The 19,823-nt window shown below is 67.2% G+C and carries 16 protein-coding genes; 5 read left to right on the top strand and 11 right to left on the bottom strand.

Features of this window, described 5'->3' with window-relative positions:
* Window positions 1-63: 63 nt before the first annotated feature.
* From AC1PLA_RS01015 to AC1PLA_RS01000, 4 genes are read right to left on the bottom strand one after another with little or no spacing between them, the layout of a single operon-like run.
* Window positions 64-1,536 carry an ABC transporter permease/substrate-binding protein gene (locus AC1PLA_RS01015; protein ID WP_481105389.1) on the bottom strand — a complete coding sequence of 491 codons (1,473 nt, stop codon included), beginning with the start codon at window positions 1,534-1,536 and terminating at the stop codon, window positions 64-66.
* Window positions 1,533-2,270, bottom strand: a complete 738-nt coding sequence (locus AC1PLA_RS01010) for an ATP-binding cassette domain-containing protein (protein ID WP_481105388.1) — start codon at window positions 2,268-2,270, stop codon at window positions 1,533-1,535. Before AC1PLA_RS01010 ends, AC1PLA_RS01015 begins: the two co-directional genes overlap by 4 nt.
* Window positions 2,271-2,318: 48 nt before the next feature.
* Window positions 2,319-2,663, bottom strand: a complete 345-nt coding sequence (locus tag AC1PLA_RS01005; RefSeq protein ID WP_481105387.1) for an EF-hand domain-containing protein — start codon at window positions 2,661-2,663, stop codon at window positions 2,319-2,321.
* Window positions 2,664-2,709: 46 nt separating this feature from the next.
* The gene (locus AC1PLA_RS01000) at window positions 2,710-3,915 is read right to left on the bottom strand and encodes a DesA family fatty acid desaturase (protein ID WP_016901218.1); all 1,206 of its coding nucleotides are present in this window, start codon (window positions 3,913-3,915) and stop codon (window positions 2,710-2,712) included.
* Window positions 3,916-4,068: 153 nt separating this feature from the next.
* Between AC1PLA_RS01000 and AC1PLA_RS00995 the strand changes: the two genes are divergently transcribed.
* From AC1PLA_RS00995 to AC1PLA_RS00985, 3 genes are all read left to right on the top strand, one after another.
* Entirely contained in the window at window positions 4,069-4,914 is an 846-nt protein-coding gene (locus AC1PLA_RS00995) for an ABC transporter ATP-binding protein (RefSeq protein WP_016901219.1), read from the top strand.
* A 190-nt stretch (window positions 4,915-5,104) separates the two neighbouring features.
* Window positions 5,105-6,115, top strand: coding sequence for a TIGR00266 family protein (locus AC1PLA_RS00990; protein WP_167705013.1), 1,011 nt, complete (start codon window positions 5,105-5,107; stop codon window positions 6,113-6,115).
* Window positions 6,116-6,437: 322 nt separating this feature from the next.
* Window positions 6,438-7,475 carry a patatin-like phospholipase family protein gene (locus AC1PLA_RS00985; RefSeq protein WP_481105386.1) on the top strand — a complete coding sequence of 346 codons (1,038 nt, stop codon included), beginning with the start codon at window positions 6,438-6,440 and terminating at the stop codon, window positions 7,473-7,475.
* A 429-nt stretch (window positions 7,476-7,904) separates the two neighbouring features.
* Here the strand turns inward: AC1PLA_RS00985 and AC1PLA_RS00980 are convergent, their stop codons facing one another.
* Entirely contained in the window at window positions 7,905-10,121 is a 2,217-nt protein-coding gene (locus tag AC1PLA_RS00980; protein WP_184353010.1) for a TonB-dependent siderophore receptor, read from the bottom strand.
* Window positions 10,122-10,344: 223 nt separating this feature from the next.
* Window positions 10,345-10,827 (bottom strand): Lrp/AsnC family transcriptional regulator, encoded by a 483-nt coding sequence (locus tag AC1PLA_RS00975; RefSeq protein WP_016901223.1) that lies wholly within the window; start codon window positions 10,825-10,827, stop codon window positions 10,345-10,347.
* A gap of 128 nt (window positions 10,828-10,955) precedes the next feature.
* On the opposite strand from AC1PLA_RS00975, the gene phhA reads away from it, so the two are divergent.
* Together phhA and AC1PLA_RS00965 are read left to right on the top strand one after the other, a co-directional pair.
* Entirely contained in the window at window positions 10,956-11,846 is an 891-nt protein-coding gene (gene phhA / locus AC1PLA_RS00970; RefSeq protein ID WP_065048170.1) for a phenylalanine 4-monooxygenase, read from the top strand.
* A gap of 68 nt (window positions 11,847-11,914) precedes the next feature.
* The gene (locus AC1PLA_RS00965) at window positions 11,915-12,559 is read left to right on the top strand and encodes a DMP19 family protein (RefSeq protein ID WP_065048172.1); all 645 of its coding nucleotides are present in this window, start codon (window positions 11,915-11,917) and stop codon (window positions 12,557-12,559) included.
* A gap of 119 nt (window positions 12,560-12,678) precedes the next feature.
* On the opposite strand, the gene AC1PLA_RS00960 is transcribed toward AC1PLA_RS00965, so the two are convergent.
* The 5 genes from AC1PLA_RS00960 to AC1PLA_RS00940 all read right to left on the bottom strand — a co-directional run bounded on the left by AC1PLA_RS00960 (window position 12,679) and on the right by AC1PLA_RS00940 (window position 19,663).
* Window positions 12,679-14,295 carry a diguanylate cyclase domain-containing protein gene (locus AC1PLA_RS00960; protein WP_481105385.1) on the bottom strand — a complete coding sequence of 539 codons (1,617 nt, stop codon included), beginning with the start codon at window positions 14,293-14,295 and terminating at the stop codon, window positions 12,679-12,681.
* Between the two features lie 2 nt (window positions 14,296-14,297).
* Window positions 14,298-15,764 (bottom strand): ATPase domain-containing protein, encoded by a 1,467-nt coding sequence (locus AC1PLA_RS00955; RefSeq protein ID WP_047126406.1) that lies wholly within the window; start codon window positions 15,762-15,764, stop codon window positions 14,298-14,300.
* Window positions 15,761-16,195, bottom strand: a complete 435-nt coding sequence (locus AC1PLA_RS00950; protein WP_102583692.1) for a hypothetical protein — start codon at window positions 16,193-16,195, stop codon at window positions 15,761-15,763. Before AC1PLA_RS00950 ends, AC1PLA_RS00955 begins: the two co-directional genes overlap by 4 nt.
* Before the next feature lie 430 nt (window positions 16,196-16,625).
* On the bottom strand, window positions 16,626-18,362 hold the full coding sequence (locus tag AC1PLA_RS00945) for a M61 family metallopeptidase (RefSeq protein ID WP_481105384.1): 1,737 nt from the start codon (window positions 18,360-18,362) through the stop codon (window positions 16,626-16,628).
* A gap of 182 nt (window positions 18,363-18,544) precedes the next feature.
* On the bottom strand, window positions 18,545-19,663 hold the full coding sequence (locus AC1PLA_RS00940; protein WP_349792963.1) for a GDSL-type esterase/lipase family protein: 1,119 nt from the start codon (window positions 19,661-19,663) through the stop codon (window positions 18,545-18,547).
* Window positions 19,664-19,823 lie beyond the last annotated feature (160 nt).

Raw genomic sequence — 19,823 nt, 5'->3', positions numbered from 1 at the left:
GACCAGGCCGCGACGGGGCGTTACCGGCTAAGCCACATCGCGGCCTGGTCCGCTCCTACGGGCTCAGCCGCGCTGGCGGATGCGCAGCCCACGCGGGGTGACCCAGCGCTCCAGGCCTTCGAACAGCGCCTGCACGATCAGTGCGAGCACCGCCGCAGGAATCGCGCCTTCCAGGATCAAGCCGATGTCGTCCAGGCGGATGCCGGTGAGGATCGGTTGGCCGTAGCCGCCTGCGCCGATCAACGCGCCCAGCGTGGCGGTGCCCACGTTGATCACCGCCGCGGTCTGGATGCCGGCCACGATGGTGCGACGCGCCAGCGGCAGTTCCACCCGCCACAGGCGCGTCCATGCCGGCAGCCCGATCGCCTCGGCGGTCTGGCGCAACTCGCGCGGGATCGAGGTCAGCCCGGCATGCGTGTTGCGCACGATTGGCAGCAGGCTGTAGAGAAACAACGCGGCAATCGCCGGTTTGGCGCCGATGCCGAACAACGGAATCATGAAGACGAACACCGCCAGCGACGGCAAGGTCTGCAGCACGCCGGTCAACGACAGCACCACCTGCCCGAGCCGCGGCCGCCGGGCCGCCAGTACGCCCAGCGGCAACGCGATCAGCAAGGCGAAGCCCAACGAGATGCCGACCAGGGCCAGATGCTCGCGCGTATGCCGCAGCAAACGCGCCACACGCGAGTCGGCTGCCGATGCCGGCGCAACGCCCAGCCACTGCGCAGCCACCGCCGCCTCGGACTGACGCTCCAGCTTCACCTGTGCGTTGAGCCGCTGCATGGTCGCCTCGTCGATGCGCCCATGCAGCCCCTGCAATGCCTTGAGCATCGCCGGTGAGCGCTGCGCCAGGTCCTTGCGATACAGGAACACCGCCTGGTAATCGGGAAAGTAATGGCGGTCGTCGCGCAGCACCTGCAGCCGGTAATACGGAATTTCCGCATCGGTGCTGTACAGATCGGTGACCTCGATCGCTCCGCTCTGCAGCGCGCGATAGGCCAGATCGTGATCCAGCCCGGTCGCGGTCTGCGGCAGTGCATAGGCGACGCGCACGCCCGGCCAGCCATCGGCGCGCTGCATGAATTCGTTGCTCAGCCCGATCTTGAGCGATGGATGCCGTGCCAGATCCGACATCGATGCGATGCCAAGCGCCTGCGCGCGCTCGACGCGCATGCCGAAGGCATAGGTGTTCTGGAAGCCGAGCGAGTCGGTCATCGCCAGCCCGCGCGCATCCAGTGCGGCGCGCAGTTCGGCCTGGCTGGCCTTGGGCAGCTGCAGCAGTTCCTGCGCCAGCGTGCCGGTGTATTCGGCGTACGCATCGATCTGCCCGGTTTCCAGCGCGCGCCACAGGATGCGCGTGCCACCGAGCTGCGCGCGGTGTTGCACGTCCACGCCGTCGCGCTGCCCGGCGGCGGTGGCGATCTCGCCCAGCAGCACGGCCTCGGTGAAGTTCTTCGAGCCGATCGTCACCTGCGCGGCCTGCGCACCGACGCTGGCGATCAGCAGGGCAACGGCCAGCAGCACGCGCGCGATCATGCGGCGTCGCCGATGCTGCGCTGCGCAGTGAGAAAGCGCTGCACGAACGGATCGGCCGGCTGTTCCAGCAGGCTGCGTGCACTGCCCTGCTGCACCACCTGGCCGGCCCGCATCAGCACCAGGGTGTCGGCCAGGTAGGCGGCTTCGGCAACGTCGTGGGTCACCAGCACCACGGTCTTGCCGAGCTGGGCGAACAGCGCGCGCATCTGCGCCTGCAGGTCGTAACGCACGATCGGGTCGAGCGCGCCCAGCGGCTCGTCCAGCAGCAGGGCCGGTGGATCCAGCATCAGCGCACGGATCAAGCCCACGCGCTGGCGTTGACCGCCGGACAGCTCGGCCGGATAACGCGCCAGCAGCTCCGGCGGCAGCTGGCAGAGCGCGCACAAGGTTTGCAGGCGTTGGTCGATGCGCTGCCGCGTCCAGCCCAGCGTCTGCGCCAGCAACGCCACGTTGCTGCGTGCATCCAGATGCGGGAACAGCCCGCCCTCTTGAATCACATAGCCGATGCGCTGGCGCTGCGCCTGCAGGCCGGCGCGTTGCAGCGGCGCGCCATCGAAGGCGACCGTGCCGCTGTCCGGCCACTCCAGCCCGACCAGCATCCGCAACACCGTGGACTTGCCGGCGCCGCTGGGGCCGATCAAGGCGGTGGTGATGCCGCTGGCGAACTGCAGGGAGACGGAGTCGAGGGCGATGGCCTGGCCGTAGCGCCGGCTGACCTGGTCGAGAGTGAACATGCGCTCGAGCTTGCCGAACGCAGCGTCAGACGCGCGCGAAGGTAGGCATCAGCGCGGCGGCGCCAGCAACTCGCGCGCGCTCAGATAGCCGTCGCCGTTGGCATCCTGCCGCGCGAAGCGCTCGATCAGCGTGGCGCGATGCGCGGCGCGGGTAACCGGCTTGCCGCGCCGGCCAGGCAGTTCATCGCCCTGCAGCACGCCGTCATGGTCCAGGTCGCGCTGCTCGAAGGCATAGCTCATCCAGGCCAGATATTCGTCGCGGCTGACCCGGCCATCGCCGTCGGTATCCATGCGTTGCAGATACTGCTGGCTGTCCTGCACCTGGGCCTGCGCCTGCGCAAGAAAAGCCGGAGCGCATACGGCACCCGCCAGCAGCAGGCCGCGCGCGACCAAGCCATGCGATCCATGCACACGCACAGCAGTGCGCGTGCCGCAATGCTTACGACCCACTCAGCGCATAACCCTTCAGCCGCGCCGCATAAGCCTGTAGGGCGGCATTGCCGCTGGCTTCGGCCTCATGACACCACTGCTGCAGGTGCTTGAGCCGTTCGGATGCATCGTGGCTGCGCGCCTCCAGCACCGCAGTCAGGCGTGCGCGGTACTCGACCAGCGTGCGCATGCGCGGGCGCTCGGCCACCCAGTGCTGCAGTTGCGCGCGCGCATCGGGCTTGAGCCAACGCCCGTCATCGACCAGGCCCTTGCGCAGCCGCCGCGGCAACAGCTGCCGCAGCTTGGCGCCGGTGGCCGCGGCCTCTTCGCGCAGCGCCGGGGTGAACACATTGCGCTGGTAATCGGTCATCGCCTGGAAGCGATGCGAGAGCAGGGCCTTGAGCGTGTCGGCATCGGGCACGGCGATGTTGGGGCGGATGTCCAGCGACGGAGCCACCCGCAGCACCTTGGCCAGACCGATCGCCTGCAGCCCGCGAATGGCGACCCAGCCGATATCCAGCTCCCAGCGCCGCATCGAAAACCGCGCCGAGCTTGGGAACGCATGGTGGTTGTTGTGCAGTTCTTCGCCACCGATCCACAGCGCCCACGGCGTCAGGTTGGTGGAGGTGTCGGCCGACTCGAAATTGCGATAGCCCCACCAGTGGCCCAGGCCGTTGACCACGCCGGCGGCCCAGAACGGAATCCACGCCATCTGGATCGCCCACAGCGCGATGCCGGGCAAACCGAACAGCACCGCGTTGATCACCAGCAACGCGATCGGGCCGGCATTGGCATGCGGGGTGTACAGATGCCGCTCGATCCAATCGGTGGGCGCGCCCTTGCCGTATTGCTCGATGTCAGCACGCTGCGCGCGTGCTTCGCGGTACAGCTCCACGCCACGCCAGAACACCTGGCTGATGCCCTTGGTCTGCGGGCTGTGCGGGTCTTCCTCGGTCTCGACCTTGGCGTGATGCTTGCGATGGATCGCCACCCATTCGCGGGTGATCATCGAGGTGGTAAGCCAGGTCCAGAAGCGGAAGAAGTGCGCCACCACCGGATGGAAGTCCACACCGCGATGGGCCTGGCTGCGATGCAGGTACAAGGTCACCGCGAAGATGGTCAGCTGGGTGAACACCAGCAGCACCGCCAGCATGCCCCATACGCCCAGCCCGGCCACGCCGGAAGTCAGAAGGTCGATGATCGGGTCGGACAACATCGGCATTTCCACAGCGGCGCCATCGGGTTGGGTCGATGGAGACATGATGGGGGCGATGGCGGCAAACTTCACCCTTCGCATGCGTAGGGTGCGCCCTACATTTCTAAAGCGGTTCACACGCTCCCCTTCCCCACTGCGCCTGATGTCACCCGTATGACGGTTACTGCCGAAATGTCCACCGATCCTGCTGCTGTTGCCAACGCCATCCCGTTGATCGAGCTCGACCAGGCCAGCGTGATGCGCGGCCAGGTGCGCGTGCTGCATGCGCTCAGCCTGCGCATTGCGCTGGGGCAGCACACCGCCATCCTCGGCCCCAATGGCTGCGGCAAGTCCTCCTTCATCAAGCTGATCACCCGCGAGCTGTATCCGCTGGTGCGCGCCGACGGCCAGGCGGCGGTGAAAGTGCTCGGGCAGGTGCGCTGGCAGGTGGATCGCCTGCGCTCGCAGCTGGGCATCGTCACCGGCGACCTCAGCGTCAACCTGGCCGACATGCCGGGGCTGGATGTGGAAAGCGCGGTGCTGTCCGGTTTCTTCGCCAGCTATGTGGTGCCACCGCATCGGGAGATCAGCGACGACATGCGCGCGCGGGCACGGGAGGCCTTGGCCCTGGCGCGCGCGCTGCCGTTGCTGGACCGGCAATTTGCCGAACTGTCGGCCGGCGAAACCCGCCGCGTGCTGATCGCGCGCGCACTGGTCAACCGCCCGCAGGCGCTGCTGCTGGACGAGCCGTCCACCGGCCTGGACCTGGTGGCGCGACAGCACCTGCTCGACACCATGCGTCACCTGGCCCGGCAAGGCATCACGCTGATCCTGGTGACCCATCACATCGAGGAAATCGTGCCGGAGATCGCGCGGGTGATCCTGCTGCGTGCCGGCACCGTCGTGGCCGATGGTCCGCGCGATGCGCTGCTCACCGACGCCAGCCTGTCGGACGTGTTCGGCGGCCCGGTGCGGGTGCAGCGCGACGGCGAGCGCTATTGGGCGACGGTGGGCGAGTAAGCGCCCCCCGCCCCGCCGTGCGCGCAGGCCGAGGGGCTTGCGCAAGCTGCGCGACGACAGCCGGCGGCCACGCGCTCCTTACAGCCCACAACCGCGCCCAACCGCACCTTCCGGGCATGACCTTGGACACGGGACGCCGTCACCGCGGCTGCGCTTAGACTCGGCGCACGCACAGACAGGAGTCGTCCCGATGGCCCAGTGGTATTTCCATGTTCCCGGACAGGCCGATCGCATCGGCCCGCTCGACGATGCCAGCGCCCGCGCATATGCCCAGCGCCAGCCCGACGCGCTGGCCTGGCGCGACGGACTCGATGGCTGGACGCCGGCCCGCCAGCTGGCCGAGCTGCAGGGCGGCAGCGGCCTGCCGCCACCGCTGACCGGCGCGGCCGGGCGCGCCGACGAGATCGACTACCGCATCGTCGGCAACGACATGCAGTTCGTCGAGGTCGAGCTGGACCCGGGCGAAAGCGCCATCGCCGAGGCCGGCGCGCTGATGTACAAGGACGCCGCGGTGCAGATGGACACCGTGTTCGGCGACGGCTCGCATGCCGGCCAGAGCGGCGGCGGCGGGCTGATGGGCAAGCTGCTGTCGGCCGGCAAACGCGTGGTCACCGGCGAGAGCATGTTCACCACCGTGTTCACCCATGCCGGCAGCGGCAAGGCCAGGGTCGCATTCGCCGCGCCCTATCCGGGCACGGTGCTGGCGCTGCGCCTGTCCGAGCATGGCGGGCAACTGATCTGCCAGAAGGACAGCTTCCTGGCCGGCGCGCGCGGCGTGTCGCTGGGGATCGCGTTTCAACGCAAGATCCTCACCGGCCTGTTCGGCGGCGAGGGCTTCATCATGCAGAAGCTCGAAGGCGACGGCTGGGTCTTCGTGCATGCCGGCGGCACCGTGGTGGAACGCGAACTCGGCCCCGGCGAACGCATCGATGTGGACACCGGCTGCGTGGTCGCCTACCACGCCGGCGTGGACATGGACGTGCGCCGCGTCGCCGGGCTGAAGAGCATGTTCTTCGGCGGCGAAGGCGTCTTCCTGGCCACCCTCACCGGCCCCGGCAAGGTGTGGCTGCAATCGCTGCCGTTCTCGCGCATGGCCGGCCGCATGCTGCAGGCCGCCCCGCAGGCCGGTGGACAGCAACGCGGCGAAGGCTCGGTGCTGGGCGGCCTGGGAAGGTTGCTGGATGGCGACAACCGGTTTTGATGGGGTGACGCGGCAGGCGGGTGTGCGGGCCCTCTTCTCCTGCCGGGAGAAGGTGGCGCGTCGCGCCGGATGAGGGGACCGGCGAAGCCTGCTGCGATCCCATGTGGCCTCGCTCCTTACCCTCCCCCGCTCCGCGCCCCCGGCCCGTGCAGGTGGCTGCGGTCATCGCCCGAACGAACCGGCTCGCCCTTCTTGCCGGGACAACGCAGTGCAACGCCTGCAAACGATGCCGTTCTGAACAATCTCCACGCACGCCAACCATCAGCGCCACCGTGACGGCACGCGTGTATTCTCCCTCGCCTTTCCCATCGACGTTTTCGCCATGACTGTGCTCCGCCGCCCACGCTCGCTTGCCCTGTTGTCCATGCTCGGTCTGCTCTCGGCCTGCGGTGGCGAGCCGCGCCCGGCAGCACCGGCGCCGGTGGTGCAGGCACCGTCTGCCGGCGCGGTCAAACCGGTGAAGATCGGGGTGGCGCTCGGTGGCGGCGCGGCCAAGGGCTTTGCGCATATCGGCGTGATCAAGATGCTCGAGGCCAACGGCTTTGCGCCGGTGGTGGTGTCGGGCACCAGCGCCGGCAGCGTGGTCGGGGCGCTGTATGCCAGCGGCATGGATGCGTTCCAGATGCAGGAAAAGGCCGTCGCGCTCGACCAGACCAGCATCCGCGATGTGCGGATCTTCTCCGGCGGTTTGGTGCAGGGCCAGAAGCTGCAGGACTACGTCAACGAACAGCTCGGCGGCAAGCCGATCGACAAGTTGCGCAAGCCGTTCGCGGCGGTCGCCACGCGGCTGGAAGACGGCGAACGCACCGTGTTCGTGCGCGGCAATGCCGGCCAGGCGGTGCGCGCGTCCAGCAGCATTCCCGGCGTATTCGAGCCGGTGACCATCGGCCAATACCACTATGTGGACGGCGGCGTGGTCAGCCCGGTGCCGGTGGATGCGGCGCGCCAGCTCGGTGCGGAATTCGTGGTGGCGGTGGATATTTCCAGCAAGGCCAGCGGCAAGAATCCCGGCGATCTGCTCGGCACCGTCAACCAGTCGATCTCGATCATGGGCCAGCGCCTGGGCGAGGCGGAACTCAAGCGTGCCGATGTGGTGATCCGCCCCAAGGTCAACGACATCGGCTCGGCCGATTTCAACCAGCGTGGCGCCGCCATCCTGGAAGGCGAGCGTGCCGCGATGGCGGCGATGCCGCAGATCCGCGCCAAGATCGCGCAGTTGCAGGCGCAGCGCAGCAGTGCCACCCGCACCGCCGCCGAGCAGGCTGCCGCCGCCAAGGCGGAAGCGTATCGGCGCTGCCTGCAAGAGCGCTCGCGCTGGCAGAAGCTGCGCGGCAAGGACGAGGCTTGCGTGGCGCCGTGAGATGGAGGCGGTGCGAGGCAATACGCAGCTGATGCGGGCACCGCGCGAGGTCCTGCGGAGCTGAGCGGGCGTGGGCGCCTGTTCCGAGACGCGCGCATTTAAAGCCGATGCGTAGGGCGACTGCGTTGTTGATGCCTTGTGTTGATGCACCGAGGGTGTGCCGGACAAGGTCGCGGCCTGGGCGGCGGTTCTTTTCGGGTGCGCTGAGATGTGCCGCGGAGGGGGTCGCGGCCTAGGCCGCTCCTAAGACGGTGTGGCATTTTTTTCAGGTGCGCTGAGGCGGGATCGGGTCGCGGCCGGGTCCGCTCCTACGATGGCGGGGCGGTCTTTGGTGTATTGGGTAACGTCGGCACGGCCAGCACCGCTCCTGTAGGAGCGGCCCTGGCCGCGATGCCTTACCGGTAACACATCCGCTTCATCGGCAATGCCTCAATAGCGCCAACGCAACGACACGCTGACAAACCGCGGCTCGCCGTAGTTCTGGTAATCCAGGTTGGCCCAGTAGGTCTTGTCGAAGGCGTTGCGTACCGCCAGCGTGGCGGTCCATTGCTCGCTGATGCGGTAGTTGGCGTTGAAATGCACCAGTGCATACGGGTTCTGCACCACGGTCACCGGCGTGGTGGCGCCGGTGCCGTCGCCGGTGGGGCGCTCGATGTTGAAGCCGCGCACCGCGCTCTGCCAGCTGACGCCGCCGCCGATGCTCAGGCGCTCCCAGGCGCCGGGCAGGCGCAGCTGGGTGGACAGCTGCAGGTAATCCTCGGGCAGGTTGGCGTAGATCGCATCGGTGGGCGGGCGCGTCACCTTGACGTGGGTAAAGCCGGCGTTGACGGTCCAGCCTGGCAGAATTTCGCCGTTGAAATCCATTTCCCAGCCACGGCTCTTGGTGCCGTTGATGCCGATATAGGCCGAATTGCCGTCCGGCAGCGAGGATTCCGGCTGGGTCATGTCGCGCACGGCGAAGTTGTCCTGCTTGGCCTCGAACACGGCGGCGGTGGCCATCGCACGGCCGTCGAACAACTGCGCCTTGATGCCGGCTTCCAGGTTGGAGCCTTCCACCGGGGCGAGCAGGTTGTTGTCCTTGTCGCGGTAATTCTGCGGGTTGAAGATCTCGGTATAGCTGGCGTAGAGCGACACATCCGGCACGATGTCGTAGACCAGTCCCACATACGGGGTGACCTCGTCGCTCACCTCGTACCGGCCGCTGGTGCCGGTGTAGGCGCCGCTGGCGTCGAAGGCCTGGGTGCGGGTTTCCCAGGAGCTCAGGCGTGCACCGGCAATCAGCGACAGCGGGTCGGCCAGACGCAACCGGGTCGAGGCATACACGCCGCGCTGCGTGGTGCGCGCTTCGCTGCGGCGGCCGGTCCGCGCATAGGTCACTTCGGAGATATCACCATCCCAGTTGCGGATATTGGGGATGAAATAACAGCGCTCGGGCGGGCCAAAGTCGTTAGGGCAGCTCGCCCAGTCATCGGGATAGGTCTGCGCGACGCCGTAGGAGGTCGACTGCAGATCCTGCCAGCTGCCGCCGACCACCACATCGTGCTGGCGGCCGAACAACGAGAAACCGCCGGACAGGTACACGTCCACGCCATCGCGCGCGTCGCTGGTTTCGCCGGCTCCGGTGCGCAGAAAGATGCCGCTGCCATCGGCGGCCGGATAGCCGGTGCCGTACACGCGCAGGCTCTGCACATCGCCCTTGGTGTGCGCGTAGTTGACGCGCAGCAACCAATCCTCGCCGAAGCGTTGTTCCAGGTTGGCGAAGGCGGTGCTGGTCTCGCGCTGCCAGCGGCTCCACTTGGGCGCCATGTTGGTCGAGCGCGGCAGGTTGGCCGGCGAACCATCGGCGGCGAAGAACGGCACCGTGCCCCAGGTCGAGCCGATCGGGCTATTGTCCTGGCGCTGATAGCCGACGGTGAGCGTGGTGCTGTCGGTCAGGTCGCCTTCCAGCACCGCCATGCCCGACATCTTGTTGTCGTGGTACCGGTCGTAGTAGTAGTCGCGGTCCTGCCAGGCCGCAACCACGCGGCTGCGCCAGCGCCCGTCTTCGGTCAGCGGCGCATTGACATCGGCCTGCATGCGGCGGAAATCCCAGGTGCCGGCACTGACTGCGAACGAGGCATCGAACTCCTTGCCCGGGCGCTTGCGCAGCAGGTTGACCGTGGCCGAGGGAATGCCGGCGCCGGTGAGCAGGCCGTTGGCGCCGCGGATCACCTCGATGCGGTCGTAGAAGACCGTGTCGTATTCCTGGTTGGTCGCACCGCTGTAGGTAGGCAGGCCATCGACCTGGAAGTCGGTGATCTGGAAGCCGCGCGCGAAATACAGCGGGCGCTGGGTGTCGTAGAACGACACGTTGACGCCGGTGACGTTGCGCATCACATCGTCGATGCTGAACAGCGATTGCTCTTCCAGCCGCTGCAGCCCGATCACGCTCACCGATTGCGGCGTTTCCTGCAGGGTCAGCGGCAGGCGCGTGGTGGTGGCCGGCTGTGCGCGGCTCACCGCGCCGTTGACGTTGACCTGGTCCAGCGTCTTGGCGTTGCTTGCATCGGCGGCGGCACTGTCGGCACGGGCAGCGCAGGGCGTCAGCGCCAACGCGCACAGCAAGGCAGCGGACAACGTGGCCAGGGGAGCGGAAATCGCGGGCATTGGAGGGTTCTCGTCGATCGGTGCGGGACGCGCGGCGTCACCGGGCAAAAAAACGCAGGCATGCGCGGCGCGTCCCACTCGGGCGACGAGCTGGCTGGCCCTGTCGGGCTGGCGGATCGACGAGAAGACATGCCGGGCGCAGCCGGATGTTACGCAAATGTAAATCGTTATCGTTTGAGAGGCAAGTCACAGTGCACGTGTGCCTGCCTCACAGCTCGCCGGATCAGCCCAGATGCGAGAGCGGCAGGCCTTCCGGTGCCTTCACCGTGCGCAGCACGAAGCTGGAATTGACGTCGGACACGCCGGTCGCATTGAGCAGGCGGTCGAGCAGGAAGCGCGAGAAATGCTCCAGGTCGCGCACCTGCACCTGCAGCAGGTAATCCATGTCGCCAGTGAGCGCCCAGCAGGCCACCACCTCGTCCCAGCCGCGCACGCCGTCGGCAAAATGTTCGATATCGGCCTGGCCGTGCTGCTCCAGCTGCACCCGCACGAAGGCCTGCAGCCCCAGCCCCAGCGCCTTGGCATCCAGGCGTGCGCCGTAGCCGGCGATGATGCCGGCCGCCTCCAACCGCTGGGTGCGGCGCAGGCAGGCCGAGGCCGACAGATTGACCTGCACCGCCAGCTCCGCATTGCTGCTGCGGCCCTGCGTCTGCAGCAGGGCGAGCAGGCGCAGATCGGTGCGGTCCAGGGCGATTGGCTGGTCCATATGTTGCGCAGCAGCAGAGGATGACGCACGAATCTTGCGCCTGGAAGCATCGGACACGCAAGATTCGCAATCCCGTTGCGCGACCATCCGGCTAAGGTAAAGCGCTGATCATCGGGAACCGCCGCCGCATGAACATCGCACCGCAACGCGTCGAGAATCAGCTCACCGACAAGGGCTATGTGCCGGTCTACACCACCGCCGTGGTCGAGCAGCCGTGGGATGGCTACAGCGCCGACGACCACGCCACCTGGGGCACCCTGTATCGCCGCCAGCGCGCGCTGCTGGTCGACCGCGCCTGCGACGAGTTCCTGCAGGCGCAGGATGCGATGGGCATGGGCGAGACCCATATTCCGCGTTTCGATGCGCTCAATGCGGTACTGCAGGCAGCCACCGGCTGGACCCTGGTCGGCGTGCAGGGCCTGCTGCCGGAGCTGGATTTCTTCGAGCACCTGGCCAACAAGCGCTTCCCGGTGACATGGTGGATCCGCCGCCCCGATCAGATCGACTACATCGCCGAACCGGACCTGTTCCATGACCTGTTTGGGCACGTGCCGCTGCTGATGAATCCGCTGTTTGCCGACTTCATGCAGGCCTATGGCCGTGGCGGGGTCAAGGCGCACGGCATCGGCGCGGACGCGCTGCAGAACCTCACCCGCCTGTACTGGTACACGGTGGAATTCGGCCTGATCGCCACGCCGCAGGGGCTGCGCATCTTTGGTGCCGGCATCGTGTCGTCGAAGGGCGAATCGCTGCATTCGCTGGAATCGCCGGCGCCCAACCGGATCGGCTTCGACCTGCGACGCATCATGCGCACGCGCTACCGCATCGACAGCTTCCAGAAGACCTACTTCGTCATCGACAGCTTTGCGCAGTTGATGAGTGCCACCGCGCCGGATTTCACCCCGATCTATGCCGATCTTGCGCAGCAGGCGCAGGTGCCGGCCGGCGAGGTGCTGGACACCGATCGGGTCATCCAGCGCGGCAGCGGCGAAGGCTGGAGTACAGACGGCGACGTGTGAGGCTGCACCGACTCGACACCACCGCCGAGCCGGACTATGGTCAAACCTCCCCATACCGCCTTCGCTCAATGGACCTGACGCAGCTTCGCATCCGGCGCTTGGAGCTGGACGACACCCGCCTGCTGTTCACCCTGGCCAACGGCATCCGTATCGACGAGCCGATCAAGGCGCAGCGGCTGTTGTTGAAGGCAACGCCGCCGCAGCGTGCGCAATGGCAGCTCACCGACGACGGCTTCGGAGTGAACTGGCCGGCGGTGGCGCCGCCCACGGAAGAGGGGCTGCTCAACATGCCCGAGTTGCTGTGGCGCCGCCGCAGCGCACGCGCGCAAACCAAACTGACCGCGCTGCGCGGACGCATGGATGCCTTGTCGCCGGGCGAGCGCGAGCTGGTGGCATTGGCGCGGCTGGATGCGGACATGAGCGAGAGCGGCTATGCACGCTACTTCGACCGCTGGGACGCCGCCACCCGGCGTGACGCATTGCAGGGGCTGGGCGCAATGGGCGCGGTGCAGGCGCGCCAGGCGATCGAAGGCCTGGGCACGGTATTCGAACGCCTGGAAGAAGACCCCAACCTGCTCAGCATCGAAGACATTCTCGACGCGATGAGCGAGACCGATCGCCAGCGCGTGGATGGCTGGGAAGAGGTCTACTACCGCCGCTCCGGCGAACTGGCCCGGCTGGGGCTGACCCACTACGGGGTCGACAAGGCGTAAGCACGCGTGCGTTCGCTGCCGCACAGGCGCGGGCGCTGTGCAGCGACGCCGCGGGTGTTGCCAGGCACACACCTTTGGTCGCCGTCAGCTTGCGCGCGCCGCCGCGTCCCTGGGCAGGCTCACTGGCTGCGCGGCACCCGTGGGCTACGCGGACGCCGGCCCAATGGCAGGGATAGCGTGAAGGTGCAGCCCTTGCCGATGCCGTCACTGCTGGCGACGACGCTGCCGCCGTGCACCTCGACAATCTGCCGCACCACTGCCAGGCCGATCCCCAGCCCCGCACCGTTGAATCCGATCGCGTGGTTGTCCTGCATGAACGGCTCGAAGATGCGCTGTAGCGCGTCGTCGCCGAAACCGATGCCGTTGTCGCTGACCACGATGATCGCGCGGCGTCCGTGCAGGCTCAGCTGCAGGCCGATGCGGCCGCCTTCGGGAGTGTATTTGGAGGCGTTGTCCAGCAGGTTGCGCAGCACTTGCGACAGGCGCACACCGTCGCCGCGCAGCAGGGTCGGCTGCGGCGGCAAACGCAGCGCGAACGATTGCTGGCGTGCTGTGATCAGCGGCAGACACGCCGCCGCGGCTTCTTCGATAACCGCATGCAGGTCGATGGATTGCTTGAGGATGCGCAGCTTGCCGGTGCGCACGCGCGACAGATCGAGCAGGTCGCCGATCAGGCGCGTCATGTGCTGCACCTCGTGCTCGATGATGTGCCGCATCCGCGGCAACTCCGCGCCGGGCAGGCTGTTGAGCATCGAACTGGCGACCAGGATCGGGGTCAACGGATTGCGCAATTCATGCGCGACAAAGGCCAGCATCTCGTTCTGTCGTTGCACCCCTTGCTCGGCTGCCGCATGCAACTGCTGGGCGCTCAACGCAGCCAGGATCAGGGCGCTGTTGGCCTGACGCAGCGCATCGTGCGGATCCTCCGGCAGCGGTCGCGGATCGGCAGCGGCCGGCGCCGGAGCGGCATGCGCCAGGTCCAGGGCGATGCAATCGCGGTAGAACATGAAACGCGCCGCGACGTTGCGCTTGGCGCAGTACATCGCATCGTCGGCATGCTGCAGCAGCGTCATCCCGGTCTCGCCATCGTCCGGGTACACGCTGATGCCGATACTCGCGCCCAGGTGCAGCTCGTGCTTTCCGACCAGGCAGGGCGTATCCAGGCTTTGCACCAGCTGGCGGGTGATGGTGGCGGCCGCATCGTGGCTGTCGACGCCGTCCAGCAACACCACGAATTCGTCGCCGCCATAGCGCGCCACGATGCCCGAGGGCGCCGCCGCCGCGGTGAGCCGCTGCGCGGCCAGGCGCAGGAATTCATCGCCGGTGCTGTGCCCGAACAGATCGTTGATGCGCTTGAAATCATTCAAGTCCACAAACAGCAAGGCAATCCGCGTGCTCTGGTGCTGCGCGGCGACGATGGACTGTTCCAGCCGCTCGAACAGCAGCGCGCGGTTCGGCAATTGCGTCAACGGATCGCGGTTGGCGTTGCGCGCCGCTTCGCGCAATGCGTGCGCGTGGTCGTCCAGCTTGCTGTGCGCCAGCAACGAGGACAGCACCAGCTGTTCGTTGGCGGCCTGCAGGTCGGTATGCAGCGCAGGCGGCAACTGGCTCTTCAGACTCGCCAGGTCCTGATGCAGATGCCGCAGTTGCAGCCGGACGCTGCGCGTCTGGCGCCGCAGCTCCGATAGCTCGCGCCTGGCGAGGTCCGTATCGGCGTTGCGGGGCGGCTGCTCCATGCTCATCCGCCGTCGGCGGCAGCCGGCTTGCGGGTGGACCTGCCGCTGAGCAGGCCTTCCTGCTGCAGCAACGGCGCACCGAGATGCAGACCGGCCTGGTCGATATGGAACTCGCGCAGCTCGTCCGAATGCGCGCTGGCCCGCACCTTGACCACCGCCAGGATGCGCCGCAGCCGGCTGTCCACTTCGACGTAGCGCTGCACGATGATGGCGTCGGTCATGAACGCGGTGCCGTAGGGGCTGAAGCGCAGATCGGTGTAGCGGTCCTCCAGCTCGGAGGTCATCACCACGGTCACGCCGGTGCCGGCCAGGGCCACCACCAGGCGCGACAGCGATTCGCGGAAGTCTTCGCGGAAGGTGGGCGCCAGCGCCAGCTCGAATGCGGACAGCGAATCGATCACCACGCGCGAGGCGCCGAGTCGCGCGATTTCCTGCAGCAGCAGCGCCAGGATCTCGTCGATCGACAGGTCTGGCGCGCGGCTGTCCACCACCCCGACCTGACCACCGGCGATCAGCGCCGACAGCGCCGGGATGCGCGAACGCGGGCCATGCTGCTCGAAGCGCGCCAGCACCCCGGTTTCGCCGTTGCGCACGCCTTCGATCAGGAAGGCCGCTGCCAGCAGGCTCTTGCCCGACCCGGACGGCCCGGCCACCAGCAGCGAATAGCCCTGCGGCAATCCGCCGCCGAGCATGGCATCGAGCCCGTCGATTCCCATGCCCAGACGCGGTGCCACGTGCGCCGGCAACGCGTCCTGGCGGCCGCCCACGCTGGGGATGGGGGCGAACACGCGCAGGCCTGCGCTGTCGATGCGGAAACTGTGCAAGCCCGGCAGGGACGGCCTGCCGCGCATCTTCATGACCTCCAGCTTGCGCACCATCGAATTGCGCTGCACGCTCTGGCGCAGCCAGATCAGCCCGTCGGCGACCGTGAATACCGGGTTGGCATCGGTCTCCACGAAGTACTCGCCGATCAGGAAGGTGGTGGATTGCCAGCTGGTCATCAGCATGCCCAGCTGCTGCACGAAACGCTGCAGGTTGTTGTGCACGTTGCCGTCGGCATTGCTGGCCAGCACCACCGAACGGAACGAATCCACGAACACCATCGCCGGCCGATGCGCCTGCACCTCGGCCACGATGCGCAGCAGCACCTGGTCCAGATCGCCGGCCAGGGTTTCTTCGGACAGATTGATGAAATGGATCGCGCTGTTGATCGCCTCGGCGTCGAAGAAGTCGAACTGCTGCTGGTAGCGCAGCATCTTCAACGGCGGCTCACCCAGCACGGTGAAATACAGTGCGGGACGCTCCGGCGTTGCCAGTGCGAACATCAGCTGATGCGCCAGCGTGGTCTTGCCACATCCGGGCGGGCCGGCGATGAGATTGAACGAAAACTCGGGCAATCCTCCACCCAGCACCTCGTCGAGCCCGGGTACGCCGGTCTGCAGGCAGTGGATGGCGACTTTGCTGCTCATGGAATGTCCTGCGCGGAAAATCCGCTGGAAAAAGTGACCCAGACCGAACGCAACAAGCGCTCGGTCAAGGTTGGGCCGATCATGCTGACCAGCACCGCATGGAAGGTGTGCACGAAGGCAGCGCCGCCAGCGGCGGCCGTCTCCGTACGCTGTTGACGCAGCACCACGCCGACGGTCTCGACCGCATTGCGGTCATCGGACGCCTCGACCGCAACGAAGGCCTCGTCCAACCACGGAAACTCGTCCTTGGTCAGAAACAGCGCACGCTTGAACAGCGCCGCGACACCGCGCGGTCCAAGGATGGGAGTCAGCGCATTTTCGATTTGCTGCAACATCGCCACGACGGTGGACGCGATCGTCGATGCTTCAGCACCCGCAGCGACCTGTCGTTCGAGAATCGCTACGGCTGCGGCTAGTGCAGGATGATCCATGCCTATGCGCGGGCCTGCGAGAGTGTCGGTCCACTGTATACCGTTTTCACAGTCGCAAACCGATCGCAGAGCAGGCACCTGCATGAGGCTGCTCGCTCGCGCGCCGCCCACGCTGCACGCGAAAGCGAACCCATGCCGCCTGCCCGGTTACGTGCACCAGCCAGGCTGATGCGCGGCATTGATACGTTGCTACGCAGCGCAGTGGTTTGCTGGTGCCGGCCGTATCCGAGGCCTGAGCGCGCCAGGGAACGCGGCTGCGTGCGCGATCAATTACGCGGCTTACTGGCTCCCCGCCTGCCCTGCAATGCAGCCAACCTGCAGCCTCTGATGACATCTCTGACGCACTGTCACCGCAGTGCGTCGGTGCCGACGCTGCAACGCGTGCGTTGCGCGGCGTTGGTCAGGTGCTTGCAAGCGATGCCGCGCAGACTCACAGCCGGCATTGCGCATCGTCCACATCCGCCACGCGCTCCCATTGCCAGGTGTCCACCTGCTCGCCGCGTGGCAGATAGTCCACGTCGAATTCCTTGCCGTCGCGGCGCAGGCGCAGCTTCAGGTGCTGGGTCTGATTGCCCTGGATGCCGTCCTGCGGCACCGGCCGCACGATCTCGTCGCCATTGCGTACTCCTGCCTGCGCAGCCGCAGACTCCGCCATCAGGCCGCGCACGATGCGCCTGGGTTCGGCCAGCACCGCCGGCTCGAATCCCAGCACATAGCGCCGCAATGGCTTGCTGGTCCTGCGGAAGCACGGCCCGAACGCATCCGATGCCGGCAGCGGCGCAGTTCCGGCCAGGAAGGCGTGGAAGTCCTGCACCGCCGTGTCGCCCAGCTCTGCTTTCAGCAGGGCCTCCCAATCGGCCTGGGTTGCCTCGCGCTGCTGCCCGATCTCCAGCAGCGCACGCAACAGGTCATCCAGCGAACGCCTGCCCTGCGATCGCTTGCGCAGCGCATCGTTCACCGTGGCCAGATACAACATGCCGCGGTCGTAGGCGAGCGTGCGGATGCGGGTGTCCTTCCAGAATCCCTCATCGATGCGTGCGTTCGGCAGATTTTCCAGCGCATTGGTGTAGTAACGCGCCGCGGTCATGTTGAGCGTATCCAGGAATTGCTGCGGAGTGAGCAAGCCGAATCGCAGCGGCAGCAGCGCCTCGTAAAACACCGCCGAGCCTTCGCTGAACCAGGTCGTGGACTCGGCCCCGTGCCGGGACAGGTGCGGCTGGTAGGTATGGAACATCTCATGCGACAAGGTGATCTTGATCAGGTCCAGATCGGCCCCGTCCCCTTCGCCGTAGGTGGTGACGAAGGACTGGTTCAATGCAGTTCCGCCGCCGGCGTTGACCGGGTTGTAGCGCAGGAAGATGGTGTAGGGCGCGGGCTCGGGCTGCGGAAACAGCAGCTCGAACTGGTCGTGCAGCTTGCCCACCCACGCGGACAACGCGGCCGCATCGAAGGGCGGCTGCCCCTGCCAGGCGACCGAGAACCCGTCCGCACGCGGCACCGCCGGCCAGCGTCCAACCTCCCCGGCCATGAAGAACACGCCGGACAAGCTGTTGTTGTCGATCTGCGCGACCTGCACGGTGCCTTGGCCAAACGAGCTCACCCCCTTGGCGCCGTGGGGCAGCTGTGACAGATCCCAGCGAATGGTCAGCGCGTAGCTTTGTTCTTCCGGCGGCAGCGCCAGAAACATGCTCGACAGCGCAGAAAAGGCATGGTCATCGTTGCGGAACGAAATTGGCGGTGCCGGGCCGCGCGGCGGCCGGGTCGCATTGGCCGGGACACGGTAGTGCAGGCTGAGCGGGCCGCTGAGCGCACGTGGCGCGATCCAGACGCGCAGCGGGCCCTGGTCACCGCTTTCCTGCGCCGTGGCCGCACGCCCGGCAAGCTGCACCGTCCCCTGCGCATCGGTGGCTTCGATCGCGGCGATGTGCTCGGCAGCGGTGTCCACGTTTTCCACCTGCATCGGCAGCTGCGCCACGATGCCGCCGCGCGCAACGCGGAGCATCGCCAGGCGCAGACGCACCTCCACCGTGCTCACTTCGCCCTCGACTGCGTGCGGTGCCAGCTCCAGGTCCAGCGCAACCGGAGCGGACTCTGCCGGCGCCGGGCTGGCCACTGCGCCAGTGGCCAGCGCGAGAAGTACACACAGCAGCGACCAGGGAGTTTTCATGCGCGTCGGGCGGTTGGGGATGGCCGATCATGCCGCCGGTCGAGGCCGCCTGCCAGCATGCCGAAGGTCATGCTGCGCAATACGCAGCGATGGCTGCCGGCCTGGACCGAATGACACCGTAGTACAGCGGTGGGGGCGGCGCAGTTATGGTGCCGGCAGGTGCGATGCACCGGGGCGACGGCTCAGCCTGCCGGCTTGGCGAGATAGGCCAATAGCAGCACCAGTGGTTCCTCGCCGGTCTGCTGCAAGGCGTGGGTGCTGCCCGGGCGCGTCAGCAGCGCATCGCCGGCAGTGACCTGGTACTGCTTGCCGTCCAGCGCGTACAGCCCGCGCCCGCTGACGATGTAATAGATCTCGTCCTTGTCGTGCAGATGCAGGCCGATGCCGGCGCCCTTGTGCAGCACGCGCTTGCGCAGCACGAACGGCAACTGCGGTGCGTCGGCGAAGAACGGATACGCCGTGGTCGGCCCGGCGCCGCCATGCGGGCCGGGTTGCGCGCGGGCGAGATCGCGTTCGTGCACCACCAGCGAGGGATGCGCCTGCGCCGCGCGTTGGATGGCGGTGTCGGGAGCGGCGCCGCAATCGGCATCGCGGCGCAACTGTGGCGTGAGAGCGGGTTGCAGCTGCACCCAGCCATGCACGACCAGGCACGCCACGGCGGTGGCGCCGGCGCGGCTGAAGTGGGTGCCGTCGGCTTTGCCTTGTTCGGGAACGAACAGGAAGTACGGTCTGGCCGCCTGTTCGCCAAGGGCACGGATCCAGTCGCTGGAACTGGCGTTGAGATCGATCAGGCCCACGTGTTCCTGCGCGGCGAGTTGCTGCATGGCCAGGGTGTAGCGGCCGTGGGTGTCGAGCAGCGCGCCGAAGTCGTAGAGCAGACGGGCGGCGGGCGTGATCAGGATCGGCGTGGCGCCCTTGTCGCGCGCGGTGGCGATATAGCGGCGCAGGAACTGCTGATAGTCGCCCTGCGGGTCGGTGTAGCGGGTTGGATCTTCGTGTTTGGCGTCGTTGTGGCCGAACTGGATCAACAGCACGTCGCCGGCACGGAGGTCCTTGGCGATGGCATCCAGGCGCCCTTCGGCGATGAAACTGCGGGTGCTGCGGCCGCCCTTGGCGTGGTTGCGCACCTGCCATTGCGCCGGGTCGAACCACTCCTGCAGCATCTGACCCCAGCCGGCCTGCGGCGCACGCTCGGCACCGTATTCGGCAGCGGTGGAATCGCCGGCGATGAAGATGCGGTGTGGATCGGCACGGGCGTTATTTGCGCAGAGCAGCAGCAATGCGAACAGCAGCAGACGCATGGTGGGCTCCGGTAAAAATGCTGAGTGCGCGACGCTGTTCCTTCTCCCATCGGGAGAAGGTGCCCGAAGGGCGGATGAGGGTGCGGCGGCACAGTAAATGTTGGACGGCTGTACTGTCGTCCCAAGCCTTTCAAGCCTCCCCGTTCAGGGCAGCTGTCTT

This window comes from Xanthomonas sp. NCPPB 1826 (assembly GCF_056725285.1).
This window is presented reverse-complemented; position numbering and strand designations above follow the sequence as displayed.